This is a genomic window from Dongia sp. agr-C8 (assembly GCF_054658695.1).
Genome location: NZ_BAAGHZ010000002.1, coordinates 1,172,215 through 1,197,504 on the forward strand (window position 1 = coordinate 1,172,215; position 25,290 = coordinate 1,197,504).

Annotated in this window: 26 protein-coding genes; 15 read left to right on the forward strand and 11 right to left on the reverse strand. The window is 63.9% G+C overall.

All coding sequences use genetic code 11. The features are described from left to right. Positions 1 to 28: 28 nt before the first annotated feature. From ACYQ4T_RS13150 to ACYQ4T_RS13160, 3 genes are all read right to left on the reverse strand, one after another. Positions 29 to 781, reverse strand: coding sequence for a hypothetical protein (locus ACYQ4T_RS13150; RefSeq protein ID WP_459854692.1), 753 nt, complete (start codon positions 779 to 781; stop codon positions 29 to 31). Positions 782 to 794: 13 nt separating this feature from the next. Then, positions 795 to 1,559, reverse strand: a complete 765-nt coding sequence (locus ACYQ4T_RS13155) for a hypothetical protein (protein ID WP_459854694.1) — start codon at positions 1,557 to 1,559, stop codon at positions 795 to 797. A gap of 99 nt (positions 1,560 to 1,658) precedes the next feature. Beyond that, positions 1,659 to 2,432 (reverse strand): sulfite exporter TauE/SafE family protein, encoded by a 774-nt coding sequence (locus tag ACYQ4T_RS13160; protein ID WP_459854697.1) that lies wholly within the window; start codon positions 2,430 to 2,432, stop codon positions 1,659 to 1,661. A gap of 326 nt (positions 2,433 to 2,758) precedes the next feature. Here ACYQ4T_RS13160 and rimO point away from each other — a divergent pair, with 326 nt between their 5' ends. The 5 genes from rimO to ACYQ4T_RS13185 all read left to right on the forward strand — a co-directional run bounded on the left by rimO (position 2,759) and on the right by ACYQ4T_RS13185 (position 8,342). Next, positions 2,759 to 4,165 carry a 30S ribosomal protein S12 methylthiotransferase RimO gene (gene rimO, locus ACYQ4T_RS13165; protein WP_459854700.1) on the forward strand — a complete coding sequence of 469 codons (1,407 nt, stop codon included), beginning with the start codon at positions 2,759 to 2,761 and terminating at the stop codon, positions 4,163 to 4,165. A 54-nt stretch (positions 4,166 to 4,219) separates the two neighbouring features. Continuing rightward, positions 4,220 to 4,819 (forward strand): hypothetical protein, encoded by a 600-nt coding sequence (locus ACYQ4T_RS13170; RefSeq protein ID WP_459854703.1) that lies wholly within the window; start codon positions 4,220 to 4,222, stop codon positions 4,817 to 4,819. Between the two features lie 7 nt (positions 4,820 to 4,826). Continuing rightward, positions 4,827 to 5,570: a class I SAM-dependent methyltransferase gene (locus ACYQ4T_RS13175; RefSeq protein WP_459855187.1), complete on the forward strand. Its 744-nt coding sequence runs from the start codon at positions 4,827 to 4,829 to the stop codon at positions 5,568 to 5,570. A gap of 148 nt (positions 5,571 to 5,718) precedes the next feature. Beyond that, a complete protein-coding gene (locus ACYQ4T_RS13180; RefSeq protein WP_459854705.1) occupies positions 5,719 to 6,621 on the forward strand; it encodes a hypothetical protein in 903 nt (300 codons plus the stop codon). A gap of 368 nt (positions 6,622 to 6,989) precedes the next feature. After that, positions 6,990 to 8,342: an RNA-directed DNA polymerase gene (locus tag ACYQ4T_RS13185; RefSeq protein WP_459855190.1), complete on the forward strand. Its 1,353-nt coding sequence runs from the start codon at positions 6,990 to 6,992 to the stop codon at positions 8,340 to 8,342. A 62-nt stretch (positions 8,343 to 8,404) separates the two neighbouring features. Here the strand turns inward: ACYQ4T_RS13185 and ACYQ4T_RS13190 are convergent, their stop codons facing one another. The 4 genes from ACYQ4T_RS13190 to ACYQ4T_RS13205 all read right to left on the reverse strand — a co-directional run bounded on the left by ACYQ4T_RS13190 (position 8,405) and on the right by ACYQ4T_RS13205 (position 11,165). After that, a complete protein-coding gene (locus ACYQ4T_RS13190) occupies positions 8,405 to 8,806 on the reverse strand; it encodes a GFA family protein (protein ID WP_459854707.1) in 402 nt (133 codons plus the stop codon). A 697-nt stretch (positions 8,807 to 9,503) separates the two neighbouring features. After that, positions 9,504 to 9,917, reverse strand: a complete 414-nt coding sequence (locus tag ACYQ4T_RS13195) for a hypothetical protein (RefSeq protein WP_459854709.1) — start codon at positions 9,915 to 9,917, stop codon at positions 9,504 to 9,506. A gap of 40 nt (positions 9,918 to 9,957) precedes the next feature. After that, on the reverse strand, positions 9,958 to 10,737 hold the full coding sequence (locus ACYQ4T_RS13200) for a hypothetical protein (protein ID WP_459854711.1): 780 nt from the start codon (positions 10,735 to 10,737) through the stop codon (positions 9,958 to 9,960). 77 nt (positions 10,738 to 10,814) lie between these two features. Continuing rightward, the gene (locus ACYQ4T_RS13205) at positions 10,815 to 11,165 is read right to left on the reverse strand and encodes a hypothetical protein (RefSeq protein ID WP_459854713.1); all 351 of its coding nucleotides are present in this window, start codon (positions 11,163 to 11,165) and stop codon (positions 10,815 to 10,817) included. Positions 11,166 to 11,366: 201 nt separating this feature from the next. On the opposite strand from ACYQ4T_RS13205, the gene ACYQ4T_RS13210 reads away from it, so the two are divergent. The 5 genes from ACYQ4T_RS13210 to ACYQ4T_RS13230 all read left to right on the forward strand — a co-directional run bounded on the left by ACYQ4T_RS13210 (position 11,367) and on the right by ACYQ4T_RS13230 (position 16,110). Then, complete coding sequence (locus ACYQ4T_RS13210) at positions 11,367 to 12,059, forward strand: HAD family hydrolase (RefSeq protein ID WP_459854715.1); 693 nt, start codon at positions 11,367 to 11,369, stop codon at positions 12,057 to 12,059. A 199-nt stretch (positions 12,060 to 12,258) separates the two neighbouring features. Next, positions 12,259 to 12,846, forward strand: a complete 588-nt coding sequence (locus tag ACYQ4T_RS13215) for a DUF1989 domain-containing protein (RefSeq protein WP_459854717.1) — start codon at positions 12,259 to 12,261, stop codon at positions 12,844 to 12,846. A 96-nt stretch (positions 12,847 to 12,942) separates the two neighbouring features. Beyond that, positions 12,943 to 13,659: a glutathione S-transferase gene (locus tag ACYQ4T_RS13220; RefSeq protein WP_459854719.1), complete on the forward strand. Its 717-nt coding sequence runs from the start codon at positions 12,943 to 12,945 to the stop codon at positions 13,657 to 13,659. Positions 13,660 to 13,677: 18 nt separating this feature from the next. Continuing rightward, on the forward strand, positions 13,678 to 14,154 hold the full coding sequence (locus ACYQ4T_RS13225) for a PAS domain-containing protein (RefSeq protein WP_459854721.1): 477 nt from the start codon (positions 13,678 to 13,680) through the stop codon (positions 14,152 to 14,154). A gap of 18 nt (positions 14,155 to 14,172) precedes the next feature. After that, a complete protein-coding gene (locus ACYQ4T_RS13230; protein ID WP_459854724.1) occupies positions 14,173 to 16,110 on the forward strand; it encodes an ABC transporter ATP-binding protein/permease in 1,938 nt (645 codons plus the stop codon). Between the two features lie 4 nt (positions 16,111 to 16,114). Here the strand turns inward: ACYQ4T_RS13230 and ACYQ4T_RS13235 are convergent, their stop codons facing one another. Next, complete coding sequence (locus ACYQ4T_RS13235) at positions 16,115 to 17,473, reverse strand: GH1 family beta-glucosidase (protein ID WP_459854726.1); 1,359 nt, start codon at positions 17,471 to 17,473, stop codon at positions 16,115 to 16,117. Positions 17,474 to 17,640: 167 nt separating this feature from the next. On the opposite strand from ACYQ4T_RS13235, the gene ACYQ4T_RS13240 reads away from it, so the two are divergent. Beyond that, on the forward strand, positions 17,641 to 19,266 hold the full coding sequence (locus ACYQ4T_RS13240; RefSeq protein WP_459854729.1) for a sensor histidine kinase: 1,626 nt from the start codon (positions 17,641 to 17,643) through the stop codon (positions 19,264 to 19,266). A 3-nt stretch (positions 19,267 to 19,269) separates the two neighbouring features. Here ACYQ4T_RS13240 and ACYQ4T_RS13245 read toward each other — a convergent pair whose 3' ends face one another. Then, complete coding sequence (locus tag ACYQ4T_RS13245) at positions 19,270 to 19,815, reverse strand: peptidylprolyl isomerase (RefSeq protein ID WP_459854731.1); 546 nt, start codon at positions 19,813 to 19,815, stop codon at positions 19,270 to 19,272. Between the two features lie 355 nt (positions 19,816 to 20,170). Next, positions 20,171 to 20,977: a peptidylprolyl isomerase gene (locus ACYQ4T_RS13250; protein ID WP_459854733.1), complete on the reverse strand. Its 807-nt coding sequence runs from the start codon at positions 20,975 to 20,977 to the stop codon at positions 20,171 to 20,173. A gap of 241 nt (positions 20,978 to 21,218) precedes the next feature. Here ACYQ4T_RS13250 and ACYQ4T_RS13255 point away from each other — a divergent pair, with 241 nt between their 5' ends. Both ACYQ4T_RS13255 and ACYQ4T_RS13260 read left to right on the forward strand, forming a co-directional pair. Continuing rightward, on the forward strand, positions 21,219 to 21,665 hold the full coding sequence (locus tag ACYQ4T_RS13255) for a YcgN family cysteine cluster protein (RefSeq protein WP_459854735.1): 447 nt from the start codon (positions 21,219 to 21,221) through the stop codon (positions 21,663 to 21,665). A gap of 23 nt (positions 21,666 to 21,688) precedes the next feature. Continuing rightward, positions 21,689 to 22,264, forward strand: coding sequence for a hypothetical protein (locus ACYQ4T_RS13260; protein ID WP_459854738.1), 576 nt, complete (start codon positions 21,689 to 21,691; stop codon positions 22,262 to 22,264). Positions 22,265 to 22,267: 3 nt separating this feature from the next. Here ACYQ4T_RS13260 and ACYQ4T_RS13265 read toward each other — a convergent pair whose 3' ends face one another. After that, a complete protein-coding gene (locus ACYQ4T_RS13265; protein WP_459854740.1) occupies positions 22,268 to 23,416 on the reverse strand; it encodes a trimethyllysine dioxygenase in 1,149 nt (382 codons plus the stop codon). A gap of 17 nt (positions 23,417 to 23,433) precedes the next feature. Between ACYQ4T_RS13265 and betI the strand changes: the two genes are divergently transcribed. Further along, on the forward strand, positions 23,434 to 24,162 hold the full coding sequence (gene betI, locus ACYQ4T_RS13270; protein ID WP_459854743.1) for a transcriptional regulator BetI: 729 nt from the start codon (positions 23,434 to 23,436) through the stop codon (positions 24,160 to 24,162). Beyond that, positions 24,159 to 24,854, forward strand: a complete 696-nt coding sequence (locus tag ACYQ4T_RS13275; protein ID WP_459854746.1) for an HAD family hydrolase — start codon at positions 24,159 to 24,161, stop codon at positions 24,852 to 24,854. The genes betI and ACYQ4T_RS13275 overlap by 4 nt, the downstream gene beginning before the upstream one ends. The last annotated feature ends 436 nt before the right edge of the window (positions 24,855 to 25,290 follow it).

A 25,290-nucleotide genomic window follows, 5' to 3' on the forward strand; every position in this document is an offset into this window, starting at 1 on the left:
CCGCTCCCGCACTACCGATTGCCTGGCTTTAGTCGAAAACCCGCGCGATGTCGTCGATGAGGACGCCTTCCTTCTCGGCGCGCAGGTGATAGTAGCCGACCGCGGCGACCACGCTGGAGAAGGTGCTGAACAGCACCACCAGCAGGGTGACCGCGATATTGGCCAGCAGCGAGTCGATCGGCAGCAGCAGGATCACCGCGATCACGATCGCGAGCTGGCTCACGAAGACGATGGCGGCGAGGCCGAGGATCGCCCAGCGGCGGCCGGCGGTGAGCGCGACGCTGCGGGCGAAGCTCGCGCCGGTCTTGCGTTTCTCGATCACCATCGCCGGGATGAACACCCAATATCGCAGGTAGACCAGGATGCCGGGGATGATGAACAGCATGGTCGCGACGCCGAGCATCAGGCCGTAGATCAGCGCCCCGCCCAGCACCTCGCCGGTCTGCGCGAAGCCGCCGCGGAAGCAGTCGCCGATCCCGGCCGGCTGGCCGCGGAGGTCCTGGATCGTGCCGTAGGTCAGCACCGCCTGCAGCAGGCCGAAGGTCATGGTCTGGAGGCCGAGGGCCAGCAGGCCCTCGCCGCCGAGGCCCGAATCCCCGGCTTGGATCGCCCGCTGGTCGAACCAGGTCTGGATCAGGAAATACGGCAGGCTGACCACCGCGGCGACGGTGAGGAAGGGCAGCAGGTTGCGCCCGAACACCGCGAGGCTGGTGCTCAAGGTGCCGCGGATGGAAAACTGCGCCTCCGGCGGCAGCGCCGCCGCCGTGCTCTCCAGGCTCAACCCGACGCCCTCGCTAGTCGAACACCTTGGCGAGGTCGTCGATGATGATGCCTTCCTTCTCGGCGCGGAGATAATAGTAGCCGACCGCGGTGAGCACGCTGGCGAAGGCCGAGAAGAACAGCATGACGATGGCGCTCAGGATCTGCTGTCCGAGCATGCCGATCGCGCCGCCGATCATGCCGAGGACGAAGCTCGCGACCCAGTAGACCACGCCGACCAGCAGCAGGATGCCGAAGATCTGCCAGCGGTGGCCGCGGGTCAGCTCGCGGCTGCGGCTGAAGGCCTCGCCGACGCCGGCGCCCTCGACCACCAGCACCGGATTGACGATCCACCACATCACCATGAGGATCACGCCGGGCACCAGCAGCAGCAGGGAGCCGATCCAGATCCCGATGCTGGCCAGCAGCGCCACGATCAGCACCCGCGGCAGCACCGCGAGGCCGCGCGAGAGGCAGTCGCCGAACGAGGCCTTCTGGCCGCGCAAATCCTGCACCGTGCCGTAGACCAGGGCGGCCTGGGTCAGCGCATAGGTCAGCATGTAGATCAGGATGCCGATCACCACCATGCCCCAGAAGCCGGAGGGCAGCTGGCCGGTCGCCTGGATCGCCTCGACGTCGATCGAGGACACGGTCATCAGCGAGACCAGCAGGTAGGGAATGCCGATGATCAGGGCGATCACCATGAACGGCCCGAGATTGCGGCCGAACACCGCGAGACTGGTGCTGATCACGCGCCCGACCTGGAACTGCACGCCGGTTGCGCCGATATCCTGTGCCATGAACTCCCCCTCGAATGCCACGCGGCCCCTGCCGCTATTCTGCGGCCCAGGCGCGTGGCTTGGCAATCGGAAGTTGGTCGCGGACACTTGTCCTGCGGTTCACGCCAGCAGCTGAGTGCCGCCCTTCACCAGCCCCACCACCGCCAGCAGCAGCAGGATCCACAGCACGGCCTGGCGGAACTTCGCCGGGTCCATATGCTGGAAGCCCTTGCTGCCGAGCGCGACGCCGACCAGCAGGGCCGGCAGCCAGGCGATGAACTGCACGAAGCTCTGCAGGGTGATGATGCCGCTCATCGCCTGGCCCGCGAGGCCCAGCGTGTCGGTCGAGAGGAAGAAGGCGATCACCGAGGCGCGGCCCACCGCGGCGGCGGCGGGCGTCGAGAAATAGAACAGCACCACCGGCGGCCCGCCGGTGCCGAAGGCGCCGTTCAGCAGGCCCGAGGCGACGCCGGTCGCCGTGGTCGCGGCCGGCCCCGGCGTGCGCTCCAGCCGGAAGCCGCGCAGCATCACGATGCTGGTCGCGATGACGAAGAGGCTGAGGGCGATCTGCAGCGGCGCTTCCGGCGCATAGACCAGCGCATAGATGCCCGGCGCCAGCCCGATCACATAGCCGAGCAGCAGCCAGGCCAAGCCGCGCCAGTCGATCTCGCGCCAGATCGAGGGAATGAGATTGAGCGACGCCGCGACCTCCAGCATGAAGATCGACGGCACGATCGCCTGGGTCGGCATGAACAGCGAGATCGCGGTGATCGACAGCAGCGAGAAGCCGAAGCCGGAAAACCCCCGCACGATCGCGGCGAGAAAGATCGCGGCGCTGGAGGCCAGCAGCAAAGGCCAATGCGCGCCCAGTTCGGCGATCAGCTGATCGATCATCCCCCGCCGGCCCCCTACAACTGCAACGCAACGCCCCGGCAGGCGGAAGTTAACTTTTCCAGACACGGGGGCATAGGGCCACGGCGGGCCGATCCAATCGGGCCAGTCGTCAGCCAAGGTGCTGCCATGGATTCGGTCGTCATCCCGGGACTTGGTCCCGGGATCCACGCCTTCACTTTTGTCAATGGAAACAAAGGCGTGGATGCCGGGACCAAGTCCCGGCATGACGGCGGAGTTATCCCGGCAGGGTCCATCCACCCCATGCACACCCGCCCTGCATGCCGATGCCTGGACACCCGCCGCAAATCCGAGTACCTCCCCGCCCCATGAGCGACATCCAGACCCCTGCCCGGCCGCCGCGGGCGAAGAAGAAACCGAACCCCAAGGTCGGCATCGTCAGCCTCGGCTGCCCGAAGGCGCTGGTGGATTCCGAGCGGATCCTGACCACGCTGCGCTCCGAGGGCTACGAGATCTCGGATTCCTACGACGGCGCCGACGTGGTCATCGTCAACACCTGCGGCTTCCTCAATTCCGCGCGCCAGGAATCCCTGGACGCGATCGGCGAGGCTCTGGCCGAGAACGGCAAGGTGATCGTCACCGGCTGCATGGGCGGCAACCCGAACGAGATCCGCGCCGCACACCCCGGCGTGCTCGCGGTCACCGGCCCGCAGCAATATGAGAGCGTGGTCGCCGCCGTGCACGAAGCGGTGCCGCCGAAGCACGACCCCTTCCTCGACCTGGTGCCGCCCGCCGGCCTCAAGCTCACGCCGCGCCACTACGCCTATCTGAAGATTTCCGAAGGCTGCAACAACCGCTGCAGCTTCTGCATCATCCCGAGCCTGCGCGGCGATCTCGTGAGCCGCCCGATCCGCGACGTGATGATCGAAGCCGAGAACCTGGTGAAGGCCGGCGTCAAGGAGCTGCTGGTGATCTCGCAAGACACATCGGCTTACGGCGTCGATATCAAATACGCGCCCAGCAAATGGCGCGGCCGCGAAGTCCCGGCGAAATTCCTGGAGCTCGCGAAGGAGCTGGGCGACTTGGACGCCTGGATCCGCCTCCACTACGTCTACCCCTACCCGCATGTGGACGACGTGCTCCCGCTGATGGCCGAGGGCAAGGTCCTCCCCTATCTCGACATCCCCTTCCAGCATGCGAGCCCGAGCGTCCTCAAAGCCATGCGCCGCCCGGCGCACCAGGAGAAGACCGCCGCCCGCATCCAGTCCTGGCGCAAAGCGGTCCCCGATCTCACCTTGCGCTCGACCTTCATCGTCGGCTTCCCCGGTGAGACCGAGGCCGACTTCAACTTCCTGCTCGACTGGCTCGACGAAGTCGAGCTCGACCGCGTCGGCTGCTTCAAATACGAGCCGGTGCAGGGCGCCAAGGCCAACGACCTCGAAGGCGCCGTCGACGAGGACGAGAAGCAGGACCGCTGGGAACGCTTCATGGAACACCAGCGCCTGATCAGCGAACGCCGCATGCAGAAGAAGGTCGGCCGCGAGATCGACGTGCTGATCGACGAAGCCGGCGCGGAAGACGAGGAAACCGGCGAGATGTTCGCCGTCGGCCGCAGCGCCGCGGACGCCCCGGAGATCGACGGCAACGTGTTCGTCGAAGGCCAAGGCGCGGAGAAGCTGAAGGCCGGAGATCTGGTGCGGGTGAAGGTCGAGGCGGCGGAGGATTATGACCTAAGGGGTACGGTTTTGCCTGCGGTGGTTGACGTCAACAGGTAGAAATAGCGTTTTGATTGAAGTAACCTCTGCCGATAAATCGATCGGGGGAGGGTCATGCTGGGAATAGTTGGAACTGTAGTTGCTCAGTTAGCGGCTTACGCTTCTTTCGCTGGGCTTTACTTCACGATAGTGCCATTTGACCAAGAACGCCCAATCTCGCACTGGGTAGTCATTGGATTTGGCTGCACCGTCGGCCTCGCCCTCCTGACGACCGAAGTCCGCGCGAAAATCCGATCTTTACCGAAAACCTATAAGAAGACCGAGCAGATCAACCAATTTATGGAGCGGTGGGTCAGTTCGAGAGGACAGATCGTTATCTTCAGCCGCGATATGAGTTGGGCAAGTAAGTCATCAATTCTTACCATCCTGATCGAGAAGGCAAGGAACCGTGAGCTGACCGTCTATGTCAAGGAGCAGGTCGAAGTGACAAGACAGCTCGCCGCCGCCGGCGCGAAGATCATCACATATGGTCAGTTAAATCATGAGCCCAAGTCTCGGTTCACTATCGTCGGCTACGGAGTAGACGGTGCCCGCGTTGCAGTTGGCGTTACTCAAAAGGACCGACATGTCATAGAGGAATTCGAGAGCGGCGAGCACCCTTACTTCTCAGTAGCAGAGGATCTAATCAAGTTTGTCCGGGCAGCGAACTCGTAATTTGAAAATGTTCCGTGAACTACCAAAAAAGTCCGATGCTGCTATCGTCGCAGAATGGAATGCGCTAGCTCCGGTCCGCTTTGACCAGATAACTAGCGGAGAAGATATCACCTTCAGGCATGTCTTGGCTCCCGAGATCATACGACTGGTCTCTCTGAAGGGTGTTTCAACGATCCTAGATGCGGGGTGTGGAGTCGGCGTTCTCTCGCACATGTTGGCGCAACGAGGGCACCGGGTAACAGGTATCGACCCCAGTGAACGAAGCATTGCCATAGCCACATCTCATTTTAGCGACTCTGTCTTATTCAGGGCGCTATCAATCGAAGCATACGCTGATAGTCGTCCTTCTCCTGCGGACTTGATCATAGCAAACATGGTGCTGATGGACGTTGTTAACTTGGCGTCCTTCCTTAGAGCGGCCCGTTCGCTGTTGCGCAGTGGTGGCGCTCTAATCTTCTCAATTACGCACCCTTGTTTCTGGCCGGCCTACTACGGCTATGCCGATGAACCTTGGTTCTGCTATAAGCGTGAGATAATCATCGAGAGTCCCTTTCGAATATCGGCGCAGCAAGACTGCACCTTAACCAGCACGCACGTGCACCGACCTGTCGAAAAGTACCTTCAGGAATTTGCATCGTCGGGTATGCAGCTTGAGGCCCTTTTCGAACCGATCCCTGACGCCGAGGTCCAGAAGATGTACTCCACCACGTGGAAATCTCCACGCTACATGGTGGGCTTGTGCCGAGCCTAACTAACCGAACATGGCCGTAGAGAGACCCAAAAGTCTGGGATGCGTTTCACTAGCCGCCTTTCTAGTCGCGTCGAGGCTAACTTTTAACCTAGTGACAATTGCGTACCGCAACGCCAAGATGTAGGCCTCTTGGGGATTCTGCTGCGCTATGCCGTTCGCGAACAAGCTCTGGGAAAGCAATTTGCTGCGCCTGCCCTCGGTCTTATGGGCCTGCTACACGGCTGAGCTGAACCAGCATAACCTTCTAGAGACGGCAAGAACTGGCACGCAAGATAAAGCGCTACACGGCGGTCAGAGCCAGTTAGAAACTCACAATCACTTTTGCTTCAGGTTTGCGACTGGTGCGTCGCGCTCAGCCTACTTTTTATGCGGCCCGACAGCCGATCTAGAAGAGAGCCGTAAGAAGTTTCTAACATCTTTGGCTTCGGGAAGGGTCGCACTTCTTGATATTGCCTGCGGAGCGGGGGGTGGGCTTATTGGGCTCCTTTCCGCAATAGCGGAACTCCGGCTGGAAGGGAAGATTCCAAAGCTGCCAATCAATATCTCCATCTACGGAGCTGATTTTTCACCAACTGCAATTTCAATTTTCGAGTCTATGCTTGCTCGCATAGCGCCATCCTTAACCCAGGTCGGCATCCATGTAACAGTTAGCACCAGGCAATGGGATATGACATCGGCCGAACAGACTAACGAACTATGCGACAACTGGTTCGCGCTAAGTCCCACAACGGATGTCGATGAATACATAGTGCACATTGCAAACGTGAGCGGGTCCAAGAGTGAGTTGATAAATCAGGCACGAGATTCCTGGGCCTATCTAGCACTTCGAATTTCAAACAAGATGTCTTCCCTGTTCTGGATTGAACCGGGCACTAAGGACTCGCTGACTGTCTTTGAGCGATTCAAGGAAGTTGTGTTCCGCAGACTCCAAAACCTGAAAGCCCGCACTGACCCTGGACCGCAAGTATACTTCTACGACTGGCTCGATGAACTCACCTCGCGCAGGGTATCTAGCAACATGCGCATCATGGACTTTGAGAGGAACCGCTAGCTATGGGCGTGCCTCTCGCTGTTCGAGCTATGAACCATGCGAGGAAGGAGCACGTCCCAACCTATGTTGGACTCAGATTGCTGTTCTCAGGAATGTCCAAGTCAACGGTGAATGCATGGGCAGAAGAGCATGCTCGCAATCGCCTCGCGACTGGCCGCCAAATGCAATATCAGGGCTACCTGACATTCAAAGGTGAAACTTCAGGCGTGAAGACCTACCGAACTTGTTTTGCCCCCAGCCCATCCACACTCGTTACAGAATCTTACGTATTGGCCCTCCTTTCAAATGAACGAACATTCGCAGTACCCCAATGCGTCTATAGTTACCGCTGGCCGAAACCGCAGTCGGGACACAACTACGATTTTTTCATGCGAGGATACCGAGAACGGCAATCGAGAATACATGAGGCCGTGAGAGGTCAAACTAACGAACATTCCATCTTTGTCACTGACATCAAAGGATTCTATCCATCCTGTAGCAAGCAGCAGCTTCTTTTGAAGCTGGAGCGCCGCATCTCTCAATCTCTGATTCCCAGTAACATAGGCAAGGGCATTCAAGATGTTGCCGAACAGCTCCTTTCGATTGAAGGATGCAAAGGCATCCCCATCGGAACAGCGCTTGGTCACCTACTTGGCCACTTGGCGCTTGAGGACGTCGACACAGAATTACAGAGCACGTTTGGAGTGAACTATTTCCGATACGTGGACGACATAGCAGTCGTTGCTCCGAAAGCCGATGCACATCACGTCAGGCGGAGAGTGCAAGAGACTATCGAGCGCGCCGGATTTGACTTGAACGAGGATAAGACTGAAACGGTGCCGGGAAACGTATGGCAGAGCACCATACATACCGATACCGAGGACACTTTCTCAAAGCTGCGGTGGGAGATCATCTTTCTCCTTAAGCGAAGACCCGATCAGTTCGAAGAGCTTCGAGCAGCATTAAGCGGTGAGGGCTTTTTGCTTCCTCTAGAACTATTCAGAAGCGAGGTTAAGTACAACAGACTCTGGCTGCATCTCCGAAAGTTATTCTGGAGCATCGGCCGCACGTCTCGTACCTTAACTATACAGGAGATTGTGGACACCGCTCATCGGGTTCGGAGAAACATACGTCAGAGACTAAGTGATCTGGTGCGTGACCCTAACCCAGTCTTCACAAAGACCGAGGCTAAATGGGAATTGCAAAAGTACAAGTGGTGTTTAAATCGACTTCTTTACCTAGGACCATCGAGTGACTTTCCTGCAATCCTCTCGGTTTTACCTGCCTACAGTGAACTCAACCCATACGCAGCCCTGCTTCAGGGGCTCATCACGAAAGAGGCCGATGGCCTAGTGCCATTTTGCGGTCCGACAGTTTCTGCGTTCTCACAGTTGTGGAGAGAGTTGCATCCTGGCGAGAGAGTCACTCTTGGTGCGGAGTACGCTCCACATCGAGTTACAATTGAATCGGCGGCTACAATGGCGCTGTCTGCATTGGTAGCGCCAGATCGACTCTCTTCACTCTCGGTAGAGGGCAGGCATGAAGAGCTTTTTCTGAAGTTTTGCGGAGAATCAATTCCTCGGTCACGAGAACTGACAGACCTTTCGTACATCGATGAATTGCGATCGCTCCAACTTGGAAGCGAAAGAGGATTTGCTGAGACCGCCCTACGGACCAAGTTTGACGACCTCGAGTTTGAATATCTCGATGCGTTTGATTTGCCGGGCGCTGGCAGCTACTGAACTCGCTAGATTCTCAGCGAACTCTTAGCCACCTCCCAGGTGCGGGACGACCAGCACTTTAATCAAAACACAAAATCCCGCACGCAGCGTCCGTCGCGCGGCAGGTCCTCGAACGTGTCCAGCCCGTCGAACAGGTCGATCTCCAGCCCGGCGACTTCCTCCAGCGGTGCCAGCCGCACGTTCACGGCCATGCGCCTTCTTCCCTCCTCGTCCAGCCGCAGCCCGCGCCAGGCGAGGATGCAGGCGCAGGTCGGGCAGAACAGGAATTCGAGCGGCGACTTCTCAGTTCCGTGCCGGGTGTAGGACGCGGTCGGCCCGGTGATCGCCACCCGTTCGCCCTCGAAGTCATAGGCCCAGAGTGCGGCATAGCGCCGGCAGACCGTGCAGTTGCAGGCGGTGATCCCGCCCGGATCGCCCTCCAGCGTCCAGCCGGTCTTGCCGCAATGACAGGAGCCTTTGAGCATCGGCCGCTCTCCTTTTCGCCCGGCGCGTCAGGCAGCGAGGATACGGCTTCAGCGCTTGACTTTCCAGAACAAATCATGTACAAATGCATGTTTCTGTTGTCGACAGCGCCGCGCCGCCGCTCTCGCCCGCAACCGACAACAGCCGGGCGGAATCGCGCACCCCATACCGGACCCATACGGAATCGGCCCATGCCCACCCCGCCTGTCCGCCCAGGCAGACCCGACCCAGGCCGGACCGCCACGCCGGCAGATCTTCCGGCGCGGCGCAACGCAGACCGGACGCAGACGGGATCGCATGATCCCGACCCGGACCCCGGCGCGACCGTCCGCCGGGCGACCCGGACGGAAATGCAACGCGGACAAGACCTTGGACGAGGCACAACGCAGACAGGACGCAGACAGATCAAGTAATCCCGACCGGACGCAGACGGTACACGCAACGCAGACGGCGCGCGAACCCCGCCGCCCCAGACCAGACGCGTCTGCTTCGCGACGCAGACGGGAATGCAACGCCGCCAACAGCTTGGAGGAGACGCCACGCAGACCGGACGCAGACAGAATCATATTTTCCCGAACGGACGCAGACGAAACGCCACACGGACAGGACACGGACGCGGACAAAGGCTCCCTCGGCCCCCGTCTGCATAGACAGTGCATGTACGGGAAGAGTGCGCAGGAGGGCCTGCCCTCCGTAGCTTCAGCGCAGGAGAGCGGGATCGAAGATCAGCGTGATGCTGTCCCAGTCGCGGCGGCGCGGCACGTTGAGCGGGCTCGCGGCCCAGATCGCGCGGATCGCGGCGTCCTGCGCGCCGCGGCAGGGATCGTCGTAGCCGAGTTCCGGCTTCGCGTCGGCGCGGGTGACGCGGCCGTCCTCGGCGAGCTGGATGAAGACCTTGAGCTGTTCGTGGCAGGGCGGCTCGGCCGGCGGCTGCCACAAGGGATAGATCTCGGCGCGGAGCGCGTCGGCGTCGGCCTTGGAGATCTTGGTCTGCGCCGGCGGCGCCGCTGGCGCGGCCGCCGTCTCCAGGTCGTCATCCGACCCGCAGGCCGCGAGCGCGCAGAGCAGGGCCGCGGGCGCGATCAGGCGCAGGAGCGAACGGACTGCATACATGGATATGTTCTCGAAACCGTCGGCGTCAGCCCGCCTGGACTCAATCCGGCGCGTTGAGCTTGCCGGCCTTGTATTGCTCGACGATCCAGGCGCGCATCGCCTGCGCCTGCGCGAGACCATGGGTCGGGAAGCTCATCGTCTTCGCCGGGCCGCTCGGGTAGAAGCCGGCGACGATGCTGACATTCTGCCCGGCGATCATCGCCTTCTGGAGGGCGTCGCTGTCGGCGCCGGAGAGGCAGAGCGAGGGCTGCGGCAGGCTGACGGGCGCCGCGCCATCGACGCTGATGGTGGCGGGCGCGTTCGGGTTGGCGGCGCGCACGCAGGTCACGTGCTCGTCGAGCGCCAGGCCGCCGGTCGCCATCGTGCCGGGCTCGACCGAGGCGATGCGCAGGATCGCGCAAGGCGTGCGCCCCGCCGCCCCCGCGTCGCCGCCGGGCTCGGCCTTGCACTGCACGCCCCAGCTCTGCTGCACCTGGATATACTGCCATTCGGTATTGGGTTCGCCGGCGACGCGGAGCTGCCCCGCATCGGACGAGCCGTAGCGCCAGGCCACCCCCTCGCTCTCGCCATGCACCGCCCAGCCGTCCTTGCCGGTGACCAGCGTGCCCTGTTCCAGGCTGCCGCCCTCCGGCATCACCTCGCTCGAGAGCAGGATCGGCTTCGCACCCGGCGAGGCCAGCAGGCTCTGGTCGAAAGCCGCGGCCATCGGCGCGCTCTCGGCCATCGGCTCGGCCGGCATCTCTTCGGCCTTCTTGGCGGCGCAGCCGGCGGCCAGCAGCGCCGCGGCGCCCAGCGCCAGCATCCCGTTGCAGCGAATCATGTCCTTATCCCCCACGCGAATCCCTCGATCTCCCAGGCCCGGGAGAGTAGCGCGGCGCGGCGGCCAAGGCCACCTCTTCAGCGCCGGCGCTGCACCACCGGCTCGCGGCCGCTGGAGAGCAGCCCGTCGCGGCGGATCACCGCCGGGCTGCTGGACTTGGGCAGCGGCGCATGGCCGTGCGGCTTATGGGCGCCGGGCACCTTGGCACGCGTCGGCTTGGCGGCCGCCGGCATGCGCGGAATCGGGTTGGTGATGGAGGCGCCGCGCTCCTTGAGGATACGCTCGGCGGCGGCGTTGAGGCGCGCCATGCCCCCGCCGCCATTCTTCGCCCCGCCGCTCTTCGCGCCGCGCAGCACGCCGCGCACCACCTGGAAGACGATGAAGGCGAAGATGAGGCCGGCCCAGCCCAGCCACCTGTCCTCTTGCATCGCTGCTTCTCCCCTGCAGCCGGTTTGGCCACAGTGTAACAGCCGACGAGATGCGCGGGTCAAGCCCGCGCATGACGACTTTAAGGCAACGTCACCCGCGCCCCCGGACTGTATCGATCCGGGGGTTGACCCGCGGGTCTGCGGAGGTTCGAATAGCGCCTGCGTCCCCTCCCCGCGATCCCTTCCCGGAGCTCATCCCTCATGCCCGACGTCCCGCAGACCGCTTTCCTGTTCGATCTCGACGGCACCCTGGTGGACAGCGTCTACGAGCATGTGCTCGCCTGGCATGACGCGCTTTCCGCCGAAGGGATTCCGATCTCGGTCTGGCGCATCCACCGCAAGATCGGCATGAGCGGCGGACTCTTCACCAACATCCTGCTGCGCGAGACCGGCCTCGACATCACCGAGGAACGGCTGGAGCGCCTGCGCCAGCGCCACAAGCAGGCCTACACCCAGCGCTCGCACCTGGTGCAGCCCCTGCCCGGCGCCCGCGAGCTGCTGGCCTATCTCACCGACAACAAGATCCCCTGGGCGATCGCCACTTCGGGCCGGATGGAAACCGCGCGGCCGAACATCGAGCGCCTCGGCGTCGATGTCGACAAGGCCGCGGTCGTCACCCGCGACCAGGTCCGCTACGCCAAGCCCGATCCCGATCTCTTCCTCGAGGCCGCGCGCCGCATCAACGTGCCGATCGAGCATTGCGCCGTGGTCGGCGATTCGATCTGGGACCTGCTGGCCGCAAGACGCGCCAGCGCCCTCGGCATCGGCCTGCTCTCCGGCGGCTACGGCCAGGACGAGCTGGAACGCGCCAGCGCCTACCGCGTCTACGAAGATCCCGCCGACATGCTGAAACACATCGACGAAGTCGGCGGCCGCCGCCCGGTGAGCAGCTGAGTGCAGATGGCTTCTTCATCGACCCCTCACCCCGCCCTCTCCCGCAGGGGGAGAGGGGGTTCTTGCTCGCTGTTGCTGCAGAAGGTCCGAATGAGTTACGCGCGGAGCGCGGAAAAAAGCCCCCTCGCCCCTTGCGGGAGAGGGCTGGGGTGAGGGGTCGACGGGTCTATCGGAGTGGAGAGAAAGAATGAGCGAACTGATGACAGTACCCGCCCGCAAGGGCCGCGCGGCGCGGCTGACCAAGGGGCAGGCGATCAAGATCATCAACACCCATGGCAGCCAGGTCTGCGACACCTGGGCCTTCAGCGCCGAGGACCTGAAGGAGTTCCTCTCGGTCGAGCATATGCGGCCGACCCTGGGCTCGATCTATCCGAAGAAGGGCCAGGCGCTGCACACCAACCGCCGCCGGCCGATCCTGATCCTCGAGGAGGACACTTCGCCCGGCATCCACGACACGTTGATCGCGGCCTGCGACGACTATCGCTACGGCCTCTTGGGCTGCAAGGAGTACCACGACAACTGCACCGACAACCTGATCGCCGGCATGCGCCAGCTCGGCATCACCGTCACCGAGGTGCCGAGCCCGGTCAATCTCTGGATGAATATCCCGGTAGGCAGCGACGGCGCCACGCAATGGGGCGAGCCGGTCTCCAGGCCCGGCGACTACGTCGTGCTGCGCGCGGCGATGGATTGCATCGTGGCGATGTCGGCCTGCCCCCAGGACATATTGCCGATCAACGGCAAGCAATGCGTGATCCACGAGGTGCATTACCAGATACTCAGCTAATACCTAAAGTCGTCATTGCCGGGCTTGACCCGGCAATCTCGCGCCGAATGGAGACAGATGCCCGGGTCAGGCCCGGGCATGACGATGGAGAAAAGCATGCGCTACGAGCTCTACTACTGGGACGGCATCCAGGGCCGCGGCGAATATGTGCGCCTGGCCCTCGAGGCAGCGGGCGCCGACTATGTCGACGTCGCGCGCAAGCCCGGCGGCGAGGCGAAGATGATGAAGCTGATGCAGGCCGGCGCCACGCCCAGTTTCGCGCCGCCTTATCTCAAGGCCGGCAAGCTCATGATCGGCCAGACCGCCAACATCCTGCTCTATCTCGGCGACAAGGAGGGGCTCGCGCCGAAGACCGAGGCCGGCCGGCTCTGGGCGCATCAGTTGCAGCTCACCGTCTCGGACCTCGTGGTCGAGATCCACGACGTGCATCACCCGATCGGCAGCGGCCTCTATTACGAGGAGCAGAAGCCGGAGGCAAAGCGCCGCGCCGCCGACTTCCTCGCGCACCGCGCACCGAAATTCCTCGGCTATTTCGAGCGCGTCGCCAAGGCAAACAAGGCCGGCAAGGGCCGGCATGCGGTCGGCGCGCGGCTTAGCCATGTCGACCTCTCGCTGTTCCAGACCGTCGAAGGGCTGCGCTATGCCTTCCCCAGGGCGATGCGCCGGCTGGAGCGGAAGGTGCCCCGAGTCGTCGCCGTGCATGACGCGGTCGCCGCGCTGCCGCGCATTCGGGCCTATTGCGAGTCGCCGCGCCGGATTCCATTCAACGAAATGGGCATCTTCCGGCATTACCCGGAACTCGACGCGGAATAGATGTGATAGTCTTCCTCCATGTCCGGGGGAGCCATCAACCATGCTGACGGCAGCGAGGCGCTGCCGAAAAGCGCCGATCTCCGGCGCCTGCTGGCCTATTGGGTCGAGCGCAGCGGCGCGCGGGATTTTCCCCGCCGCGCCGACGTCGATCCGGTGGACTTCCGCTTCATGCTGGACCGCATCGCCTTGACCGAGGTCCACGAGCCGGAGGGCGACGGCGCACGCCGCTATCGCTTGCGGCTGGTCGGGTCTTATTGGTACCGTCTGCTCGGCTTCGAGGCGACCGGCATCTGGATGCACGACTGGCCTCGCGCCAACCAGCGCAAGTTGACGGAGGATTTCTACGCTGCGCTGATCGATGGCAGACGGCCTCGCTTCGCCGAGCGGGATGCCATCGTCGATGACCAGCTGCTACATTATGAAATCATGCTGCTGCCCTTGTCGGAGGACGGCAGCCGCATCTCGATGATCATGACCGCGATCGGTCCCAGCTGATCGCGGCGAGGCAGGGGAATGGCGAGACCCAGCGAGCCCGGCAAAGGCCCGACCAACAATCCCGCCGACCGCAAGGCGTGGGACAATGTGCGCCCGATGACCGGCGCCACCGACGGCCCGATGAGCGAGCGGCGCGGCACGCATCGCCCGAAGCCCGAGCAAGGGAAGCCGCGCGCCGGCGGCGCCGGCACCGGCGAGGCGCTGATCAGCTGGCCGGAGTTCTTCAAGACCTTCTGGCGCATCGCCGGGCCTTACTGGAGCTCCGAAGAGAAGATCAAGGTCCGGCTGCTGACCCTGGTGCTGGTGTTCCTCACCATCTGCCAGGTCGGCGTGCCGGTGGCACTCAATCGCTGGATGCGCTGGCTGTTCGACGCGCTCGAGCAGAAGGCGATGCACCAGTTCGCGAACCTCTCCGGCATCCTGCTGATCATCCTGATCAGCAATGTCGCCATCGTGAACCTGCACTTGCGGGTGAAGCGCCGGCTGCAGATCGGCTGGCGCGCCTGGCTCAGCCGCCAGGTCGAGCACAACTGGATGAAGCAGGGCCGGCACTACCAGATCGGCTACCTGCCGGGGCCGCACGACAATCCCGACGGCCGCATCGCCGAGGACATCAAGAGCGCCACCGAATACGCGATCGATCTCGGCCACAGCCTGTTCTACGACCTGCTGCTGCTGGTGAGCTTCACCCAGATCCTCTGGTCCCTGAGCCAGGCGCCCTACATCATCATCAGCAACACGCCCTACTACGTGCCGGGTTACCTGGTCTGGCTGGCGGTGATCTATGCCGGCTTGGGCAGCGCGATCGCGCTCGCGCTCGGCCGGCCGCTGATCCGCGCGGTCGATCGCCGGCAGACCACCGAGGCGGACTTCCGCTTCGGCCTCTCCCATGCCCGCGAGAACTCGCTCGGCATCGCCCTCGCCGGCGGCGAGCGCGATGTGCGTTCGAAATTCTACCATCTGTTCGACGGCGTCACCTCGGCCTGGGACGCGGTCACGCGGGCGTTGGCCAACATGTTCTTCTATTCCGCCAGCTGGTCGGTGCTCTCGCAGGTTTTCCCGACCCTGGTGGTGGCGCCGCGCTATATCGCCGGCCTGATCACCCTCGGCGTGCTGATCCAGAGCGCCCAGGCGTTCCAGCAGATGGTGGGCGCGCTCTCCTGGGCGATCGACAATCTCGGCAAGGTCGCCGACTGGCGGGCCTCGGCGGAACGGGTGTTCGGCCTGGTCAACGCGGTCGAGAACTTCGACGAGCTGCTGCACACCACCACCGGCAAGCCGATCACCGTCGCGCCGAACGAGAAGCTGATCCTCGCCTTCCGCAATTTCGCCACCACCACGCCCGCCGGCCAGCCGCAGATCGAGGGCATGAATGTCGAGATCCGCAAGGGCGAGCGCATCCTGTTCACCGGAGAGACCAGCGCCGGGTCGAGCATCCTCAAAGCCGTCGCCGGCGTCTGGCCCTGGGGCGACGGAACGATCGAGCTGCCGGCCGGCGCCAAGTTCTTCTTCATGCCGCCGCGCCCCTATCTGCCGACCGGGACCTTGCGCGCGGCGATCGACTATCCGACCGGCGATCGCCCGGCCACCGAGGATGCGATCGAGGCGGCGCTGGTCCAGGCCGGACTGTCCGACCTGGTCGGGCGGCTGGATGAATCGGGAAAGTGGGACCAGATCCTCACCATCGACACCCAGCAGCGCCTGGGCTTTGCGCGCCTGCTGCTGAAGCGGCCCGACTGGATCCTGATGGAGGAGGCGGCCGACACGCTCGACCCCGCCGGCCAGCGGGCGATGATCGACCTGCTGCGCACCGAGTTCCCCAAGGACACGGTGATCGCGATCGGCCATATCGATACCCTGCTCGGCGCCGAGACCCGACGCTTCCTGCTCGAGCGCACCGACGGCGGCGTCTCGGTCCGCGAGGACAAGGTCCAGGCGCACCAGGCTTGGGCCTGAGGCCTCAGGCTTTGGCGCGGCTGGCGGCGATCAGTGCCTTGTACCAATAGTAAGAGGCTTTCGGCGTCCGCTTCAGGGTCTCGAAATCGACGTGGATCAGGCCGAAGCGGTTGGTATAGCCGGAGCCCCATTCGAAATTGTCGAGCAGCGACCAGACCATGTAGCCGCGGACATCGGCGCCCTGCGTGATCGCCTTCAGCATCGCGCCGATGTAGCGCGTGAGATAGACGATGCGCTTCGGGTCGTTGACCACGCCGCTGGCATCCGGCACGTCGTCGGTGTTGCAGCCGTTCTCGGTGATGTAGATCGGCAGCTTGTAGCGCTTGGTGAGGTGGATGAGCTCGGTGGTGAACTCATCCGGGAAGATCGGCCAGCCCATGTCGGTCTTATCGGCGTCCTCCGGGGCCGAGCCCCAGCCGAAGCCCCAGATGTTCTTCGGCTCCGCCTTGGCGAAGATCGGGCCGTAGTGATTGAGGCCGAAGAAGTCACACGGGCGGCAGATCCTGGCGAGATCGCCGGCTTGCATATGCGGCTCCATCAACTCGGCCAGCAGCGGCGGGTAGTGGCCCAGATTCTGCGGATCGGGAAAAGCGCCGTTCCAGAAGGCGTCGAGCCAAGCGGCGGCGTTGCGGTCCTCCGCCGTGTCCTTCTCCGGGATGACCCGCTGGTTGTTGTGCACGCAGCCGATCGAAGCGCCCTTCACCAGCTCGCGCAGCACATCGACGCCGAGGCCGTGGGCGAGATTCACGTGATGCGTGGCCTTGAGATGCGCGACCTTGTCGATGATGCCGGGCGCGGCCCAGTCCATCGAATAGCCGAACACGGTGAAGACCGAGGACTCGTTGAAGGTGATGTAATGCTTCACCCGGTCGCCGTAGCGCTGCGCCACCACCGCGGCATAGTCGGCGAACCAATAGGCGCTGTCGCGGTTGGTCCAGCCGCCCACGGCCTCGAGCGCGAAGGGCAAGTCCCAGTGATAGAGGCAGAGCCAGGGCTCGATACCCGCCTCCAGCGTGGCGTCGATCACCCGGTCGTAGAAGTCGAGCCCGGCCGGGTTGATGGCACCCCGGCCGCGCGGCAGGATGCGCGGCCAGGCGGTCGAGAAGCGGTAGACCTGCATCCCGGCGTCGCGCATCAGCGCGATGTCCTCCTTGTAGCGGTGATAGTGATCGGCGGCGACGTCGCCGTTATCGCCGTTGGCGGTCTTGCCTTTGATCCGGCTGCGGATGTCCCAGATGCTCGGGCCCCGGCCGTCGAGCCCGGCCGCACCTTCGATCTGGTAGGCCGAGGTCGAAGCGCCCCAGCGGAAGCCGGCGGGAAAGCCGCTCCCCAGTTCCTGAGCGGTCTTGATTGCGCCTGTCATATTCAATTCCGGTCACAAATAGCCCTATCTCGCGCCCAACCATTCCCCATTCACCATTCGTTAGCAATATCTATACCCATACTGTGTGCCTCTGTCGGGGGAAGGGGCTGCTGCATTGGTCGGCCGCCCGGGACTTGCTTTGCTTATGTCGAGGTTTGGGGACCTGGATGCCGCATCGGATCGCCTCCAGCATGACCGCTGCCCATGCGCTGAACGTGTTCGGCGAAGGGCTGGACCAGAGCGGAATCGCCTACTCGCTGTGGGACGCCGAGGACAAGCTCGTCGCCTATAACGACATCTACGTCCGCATGTTCTTCACCGGCTTCGAGCACCTGGTCGAGCTCGGCCAGAGCTTCGAGCGCCAGAACGCACGCTGGGGCGATAACAAGGCCCGGATGATCCAGGTGAGCGACCTCGACGAGCAGGTCGCCGAGCGGCTGAAGCGGCACCGCGAGCCCCGGGGCTCGTTCGAGCGCCGGATCGACGACCGTTGGATCCGCAGCAAGGAGATCGCCACCGCCGACGGCGGGCTGCTCTCGATCCACACCGACATCACCCACGAGAAGGACCGTGAGAACGCCGCCCGCGAGGGCGAGCGTCGGTTCCGCTCGCTGGTGGAGAATCTCCACAACATCATGTTCTGCCGCGGCGTCAAGGGCGACAGCCGGCATGGCTATGACGAGGCCGGCTGCCAGGTGTTCGGCCGCGACAGCGAGCGGCTGTTCGGCACCGCCAATGCCAGCGGCGATTCCCGCCTGGACGAGTGGTACCAGTCGATCGTGCCGGAGGACCGCGCCCGCTATCTCAACGCCGAGATCGCTCGCAAGCAATTCGGCAAGCCGTTCGACCTCGAGTTCCGCTTCGTTCATCCGCTGACCGGCGAACTCCGCTGGGGCCGCGAGGTGGCCTGGGTCTATGTCGACCAGGAGCTGGGGCGGACGTTCCTCGACAGCTATCTGATCGACATCACCGACAGCAAGCTGCGCGAGGCGGAACTGTCGCGCAGCCGCGCCGAGCTGACCCTGGCGATCCAGCAGGCCGATGCCGCGAGCCGTGCCAAATCGGCCTTCCTCGCCAGCATGAGCCATGAACTGCGGACCCCGCTCAATGCGATCATCGGCTTCGGCCAAGTGATCTCCATGGAGAAGGTCGGGCCTGGCGTGGCGCCCGCCTATCGCGACTACGGCAAGGTCATCGTCGACAGCGGCGAGCATCTCCTGAACCTGATCAGCGACATCCTCGATCTGTCCAAGGTCGAGGCCGGCAAGATGGAGATCAACGAATCCGACTTCCGCCTCACCGACGTGGTGGTCGAGGTGAAGCGCCTGCTGGGCGAGCAGATCGGCAATCGGCTGCAGCAGCTCGGCGTCGAGATGCCGCGCGAGGACATCTGGCTGCACGCCGATCGACGCCGCATCCTGCAGATCCTGATCAACCTGATCGGCAATGCCAGCAAGTATTCGCCGATGGGCGGCCTGATCCTCTTGAAATGCCGGCTGCGGCCGGATGGCGGGCTCGAGCTCCAGGTGGTCGATGAAGGCTCCGGCATGACCCATGCCGAGATCGAGGTGGCGCTCACCCTGTTCGGGCAGGCGGCGGCGGGCCGCAGCCACAATTCCGGCACTGGGCTCGGCTTGCCGCTGGCGCGGAGCATGACCGAGCTCCATGGCGGCATGATGCTGATCGAAAGCGTCAAGGGACGCGGCACCACGATCCGCGTGGTGCTGCCGCCGGAGCGCGTCCGCGCGGAACTCAGCCAGGAAGAAGGCCAGTTGCGCCTGAGCCTCGGCTAGGCCCTATTCGGCGGCGACACCCGTCTTGTAGCGTTCCGCCAGCCGCGTCAAATGCCGGCGCGCGGCAGCGGTGCGGAGCTGGCTGCGCAAGGCGGCGCAGATCCGTCCATGCACCACCGAGAAGGCCAAGACTTCACCCGGCAGGATGCGATCCAGCATGACCACATGGATGCCCTGCTCGGTCACCACCGGGGCCGGATAGATCTGGCCGGGCTTGAGGCCGAACAGGGCCATGTCGAGTTCCGGTGAAAGCTGGCCGCGCATCACCGGACCGATCCGGCCCGATCCAGTCCCGTCGCTGATCGAATCGTAGGTCGCGACCAGGTCGCTGAACATTTTCGGATCGAAGAACAGGATGGCGATCAGACGCTCCGCGCGGGCCCAGGCCTCGTCCTGTGCAGCGGCATCGCCTCGGGGATAACGCAGGACGATCTGCCGGCCGATGTGGCGATCCGGCTCGCGGAATTGCTCCAGATGATCGCGGTAGTAGCGCTGGCAGGAATCCTGGCTCGGCGGCGGCACCTTGAACTGCCGGGACAGGACTTGCACCAGACGCGGGTCCCGCAGGACCTCAGGAATTGACCCCTGGATTCCCGCCTGCTGGGCTTGAGCTAGAACAATCCTGAGGCGATCGCGCTCGAGCGGCCCCATGGAATGACGCAGCAGGCCGCGCGCCAGGTTAAGGTTGGACTTTCCCCGGAAATTCAGCGATCTGCCGTGTAGCACCAGAGCGGTCATGACCGCCTCCCTCGAAAAGTGCTCGGCTCGTCCAATCAAGACTAGGAACTGATGCCTTCAGAAGTCAAGAATGAACCTAAAATTTTATGCTAATTCGGCTTTACAGAGGCGGGCCGGCCACACGCCAGGAATGGCGTCTCAGGCTTCGCGGTATGACAAGCCCTGGTTAGCGGCCCAGGCTTTCCAAATGGCGCCAGGCGGCGGCGAGCCGAGACCGCATGGCCAGGCGGCGGACCACCTCGGCCTCGACCTCGCAGAAGGGGCGCAGCCGCCCCGCCTCGACCCGCTCCATCAACAGCACATGGAAGCCCTGCCGTGAGGGCACCGGCAGCGGGAAGACCTCGCCCGCCTTCAGGCTGAAGAAGGGCGCCGCGACCTCGCTCTCCCAGGCGCCACAGGCGACCGGGCCGATCCGCCCGCCACGCGCATCGGCGCTGGCGGCCGAAGTGAGCAGCAGGTCGTTGAAGACGCGCCGGTCGTAATGGAGCATCGCGATGATGCGCTCGGCGCGGCCATAGGCGTCGCCCCGCCAGTCGCGGTCGGTGACATCGCCGCCGATCAGGATCTCGCCACCTTCGTAGAGATCGGTGCCGCGGAACGCCTCCGGGTGCGCCTCGTAATAGGCGCGACAGGCGGCGCGGTCCGGTCGCTGGTAGGGAAACCGCTCTGCGACCAGCTCGGCGATTTCGGGATGCCGCAGCAATTCGGCATCGCTTCCGGCGATCGCATAGCGTCGCGCGATCGCGCGGATCTCGTCCAGCGACGGCGCCATGGCCCGCGCGATCCGCATCAGGGTTTCGGCGGCGGTAAGCTCGACGGCACTCAGCGGCAGGCTCGACGGCCGCATCGGCGCGCGGCGCAGCAGCTCCAAATTCTCGATGAGATCGAAGGCGCGGCGCTGCGGGCGTCCCACAGCAAACTCGGTCAGCGATCCCCGTTCGGGCGATCGTCGATCGCGGGCGAAGGTGCTCATCCCGATTCCAATGCAGTCTTCGATCCGCAGGCGGACGGATCGAGTCCCCGAAACTGTCGAGCCGAGTCATACATTTGCCGCGCGATTCGCCGGTAGTAAAAATTGCATCAAATTTTCGGTAAATTTTTCACCGCCGCCCATCGCGCGCGATTGACTCGATGGGCGGGGCGAGTCGCACCTTGGAAGTTCGGCGCGGGGCCGAAGTTTGCATCGCCGCGCCCGCAGGACTACGGTGCCGGCCATGGCCGATAGCGAAGATGCACCTTTCTGGAAGACGACCCCCCTGGGGCGGATGGATCGCAAGCAGTGGGAAAGCCTGTGCGACGGATGCGGGCGCTGTTGCCTCGAGAAGCTGCGCGACGCCGACAGCAACGAGCTCTACTTCACCAATGTCGCCTGCAAGCAACTCGACCTCAGGAATTGCCGCTGCAAGGATTACAAGCACCGCAAGGAGATCGTGCCGGACTGCGTGCAGCTGACCCCGCGCAATATCCGCCGCCTCGACTGGCTGCCGGAGACCTGCGGCTATCGACTGGTGGCGGAGGGGCGCGACCTGCATTGGTGGCACCCGCTGGTCTCGGGCGACCCCAAGACCGTGCACCAGGCGGGGATCTCGGTTCGCGGCCGGGCGATCTCGGAGCGTGCCGCGGGCGACCTCGAAGACCACATCATCGACTGGATCAAGTAACCGGAACGCGCCACACTCCCCGCATGATCAGCTTCGCAGAATTTGAGATCGCGCTGCTCGGCCTGCTGCGCCTCGCCCGCTTCGATGCCGGCTTCGCCGGCTGCTTCGACCTTTCGGCACGGGGTGCACGGCGCTCCTTCCGGCTGGCCGCGCTGCTGCTGCCGATCGTGCTCTTCCTGATACACCTCGGCGCGAAGTGGCCCGAGGGCACCGATATGGGCCGCGTCGTCTTCGGCGAATTGATCAGCTATGCACTGGGCTGGGTCTCGTTCCCGTTGCTGCTGTTCTATGCCGGCCGGGCCATCGACCGCGAGGCGCGCGTCTACGGCGCGATCGCCGTCTACAATTGGCTTTCAATTCTCAGCGTCGGCCTGCAATTCCCGATCGTGGTCGCCGGCTATTATGGACTGGACGACAGCCTAGTCTACGGCCTGTTCTGGCTGGTCATCGTCTTCGTCACCGCTTGCGAGTTCTTCGCGTTCTGGCGGCTGCTGGATACCGGAATCGGCGTCATTATCGCGCTGGTCGTGGCGGAGTTCAGCCTCAGTCGAATCCTCGATCTCGTGTTCTATGGCCTCATCCACGGGCCGATGTTCTGAAGATCAGGCTGCTTCCGCCAGTTCTTTCTCCCTGAGGCGCAGCACCCGCAGCCGGCTCTCGACATCCTCCTTGTTGAGATAGGCGCCGGCGAGCCGTCGATAGCCCTGATAGGCGTCGCGCGCATGCAGCAGGCGCCAATTGTCGAACAGCACCAGCGAGCCCGGCTCCAGGCGGCGGCGATATTGCAGCTTGCGGTCGTTGGCGAGACGCGCGAAGGCGCCATAGGCGCGATAGAAGGCCTGGAGCTCGCGCTCGGGGAGGAACAGCGGTGCGCGGTCGAGGTGGTTGAAGCTGACCTGCACCAGGCGGCCCGCGGAGTCGAGGCGGAAGACCGGGCGCTTGGCCATGAGGTGGATGCCCTTCTCATGGTCGAGATACTGGCCGGTGACCTCGACCTCGGTCAGCACGCGGTAGAGATCAGGCATCTCGGCCGCCATGATCGCCGCGATCTCGAAGCCGTCGACCAGCACGCTGTCGCCGCCGACGCAATCGAGGCCGAGGCAGTGAAACATCTGGTAGCCCGGCGCGTCGAAGCTGTAGGTGCCGTCGGTATGCGGCCCGATCGCCATCGAGGTGTAGGCGGTGTCCTTGTGCTCCATGTTGGCGGTGAAGTCGTAGTAGCCGCCGAAGATGGTCTCGCGGATATAGGCGGCGCGGCGTGCGACGGCTTGCGTCGCCTCCGGCGTCGCCGGCGTGCCTTCGACGAAGGCGAAGCCGAAGCGCTCGATCTGCTCCAGCCAGTCCTTCAGCACGCGCTCGCCGGCATCGCCCGGCGCCATCAGCGCCTCATAGGCGACATGCGGGACGGCGCCGCCGAGCCGCGCGTCGTCCCAGAGGAAGAGCGCCGGCGCCGCGGGTTTGGCGAGGCGCGTGGCGTTCCGCAACCAGGCGGCGTCGAAGCTGCTGACATGCGTGGCGTCGCCGGCCCATTCGATCTCCAGCTCCGGGGCGTTGGCCGCGATGCTGATGCGGCGGACGGTGAGCGCGTCGTCGAAGGCCACCTGGTCCGAGAGGCGCTGCCGGGTCTCCGGGTGCAGGCATTGCGGGCAGGGGCAATGGTCGCGCAGCCAGAGCAAGGGCACGCTCACCTGGTGCCCGTCGGTCCAGGCGATCACCGCCGAACCCCCTTCGATCCTGACATCGCGCAACATGGCTGCCTCCACCGGCTGTGTCCGAGCTGAACTGCGTAATTATACGATCGTATAATAAGCTGCAAGCGGTTATTTTACGCCCGTACAATTGTGAGGACGCGACCATTCCCCCCAAACCCAGCCCCGGCGCCAACCCCGGCCCGAAGTTCACCCGCGACCTGCCGGAGAGCCGCCGCCAGCAGCTGATCGAGGCGACCGCGCGTTGCCTCGCGCGCGACGGCCTCGCCGGGACCTCGGTGCGGCATGTGGCGGCGGAGGCCGGTGTCTCGCCGGGCCTGGTGCGGCATCACTTCGAGGGCATGCAGGACCTGGTCGCCGAGACCTATCGCGCGACCGGCAAGCAGATCGCGGCGATCCTCGACGAAGCGCTCGCCGCCGCCGGGCCCTCGGCCGAGGCACGGCTGCATGCCTTCATCGAGACCAGCTTCAAGCCGCCTTTGCTCGATGCCGACCTGCTCGCGGTCTGGCTCGCCTTCTGGAGCCTGACCCGCACCGACCCCGAGATCCACAAGATCCACGCCAAGGTCTATGCCGGCTATCGCCGACAGCTCGAGGGAATGGTCGCGGAACTGGCGCGCGAGCACGGCATTGCGATCGAAGCCAGGCAAGCAGCCCTGGCGCTCACCGCCTTGCTCGACGGGCTTTGGCTGGAGCATTGTCTCGACCCCAAGACCTTCAGCGCGTCCGAGGCCGCCGCCATCGCCCACCGCTGGATCGATGGCTTGAAGAAGGGATTGCTGACGTGACCATCACCACCGTCGCGCTCGATGCCGACGACACGCTCTGGCACAACGAGTCAATATTCCACCTGACCCAGGACCAGTATGTCGGGCTGCTGAAGGATTACGGCGAGCCGGACCATATGCGGGCGCGCCTGCTCGAGGTGGAGATCAAGAACCTCAAGCTCTACGGCTATGGGGTCAAGAGCTTCACGCTGTCGATGATCGAGACCGCGATCGACCTGACGCGCGGCGCGGTGCCGGCGAAGACCATCATGGAGATCCTCGATCTCGGCCGCGCCATGCTGGAGCATCCGGTCGAGCCGCTGCCCGGGGTCGCGGAGACGCTCGAAGCGCTCAAGGACGGCTACAAGCTGGTCATGGTGACCAAGGGCGATCTCATGAACCAGGAGCAGAAGCTGGCACGCTCCGGGCTCGGCGATTACTTCCAGGCGATCGAGATCGTCAGCGAGAAGGATGCCAACACCTATCGCCGCATCGTCGCGCGCCAGGGCATCCAAGCCGCGGCGACGGTGATGATCGGCAATTCGATGAAGTCGGATGTGCTGCCGGCGCTGGAAGCGGGCCTCTGGGGCATCCACATCCCCTATCACATCACTTGGGCGCATGAGCATGCCGAGCCGCCCTCGGACTCGCCGCGCTTCGCCAAGCTGGAGAGCATCCGCGAACTTCCGGGCTGGCTGCAGCGGCAGCAATAGGTTGCTGCGCCAGGGAAGGACACTGACGCCACATTCCGTACATGCTGGGTCAATGCAACCGACCAGCCGGTCCGTCGATCCTGTGCCGGCGCGCCGCATTCCGTACATGCTGGGTCAATGCAACGGAAGCCCCTGTGCCATCATCGCGCAGAAGAGCCATGCAAAATCTCCGGCTGCGGCCTTCGTCTCATGCGGAATGCGCATGCAAACTTTCTTCTGTCCGGGTCCTGTCCGGGTCGCGGGTGCGACAGCGAAGTGCGTGTTGCGCGACGTGAGGTTCACGATTTCAAACAGCCAGTCTCTTATACCACGATCGGCACCGCTTGTCCGGTGCCGAAGCGCGTGCTTGAGTCGAGTTTACTTGCTGCGATGGGCCGCGACTGCATCGACCAGGAACCTCGACCAGAATTCTGCGGCGACGCTGAGGCCGAACTCC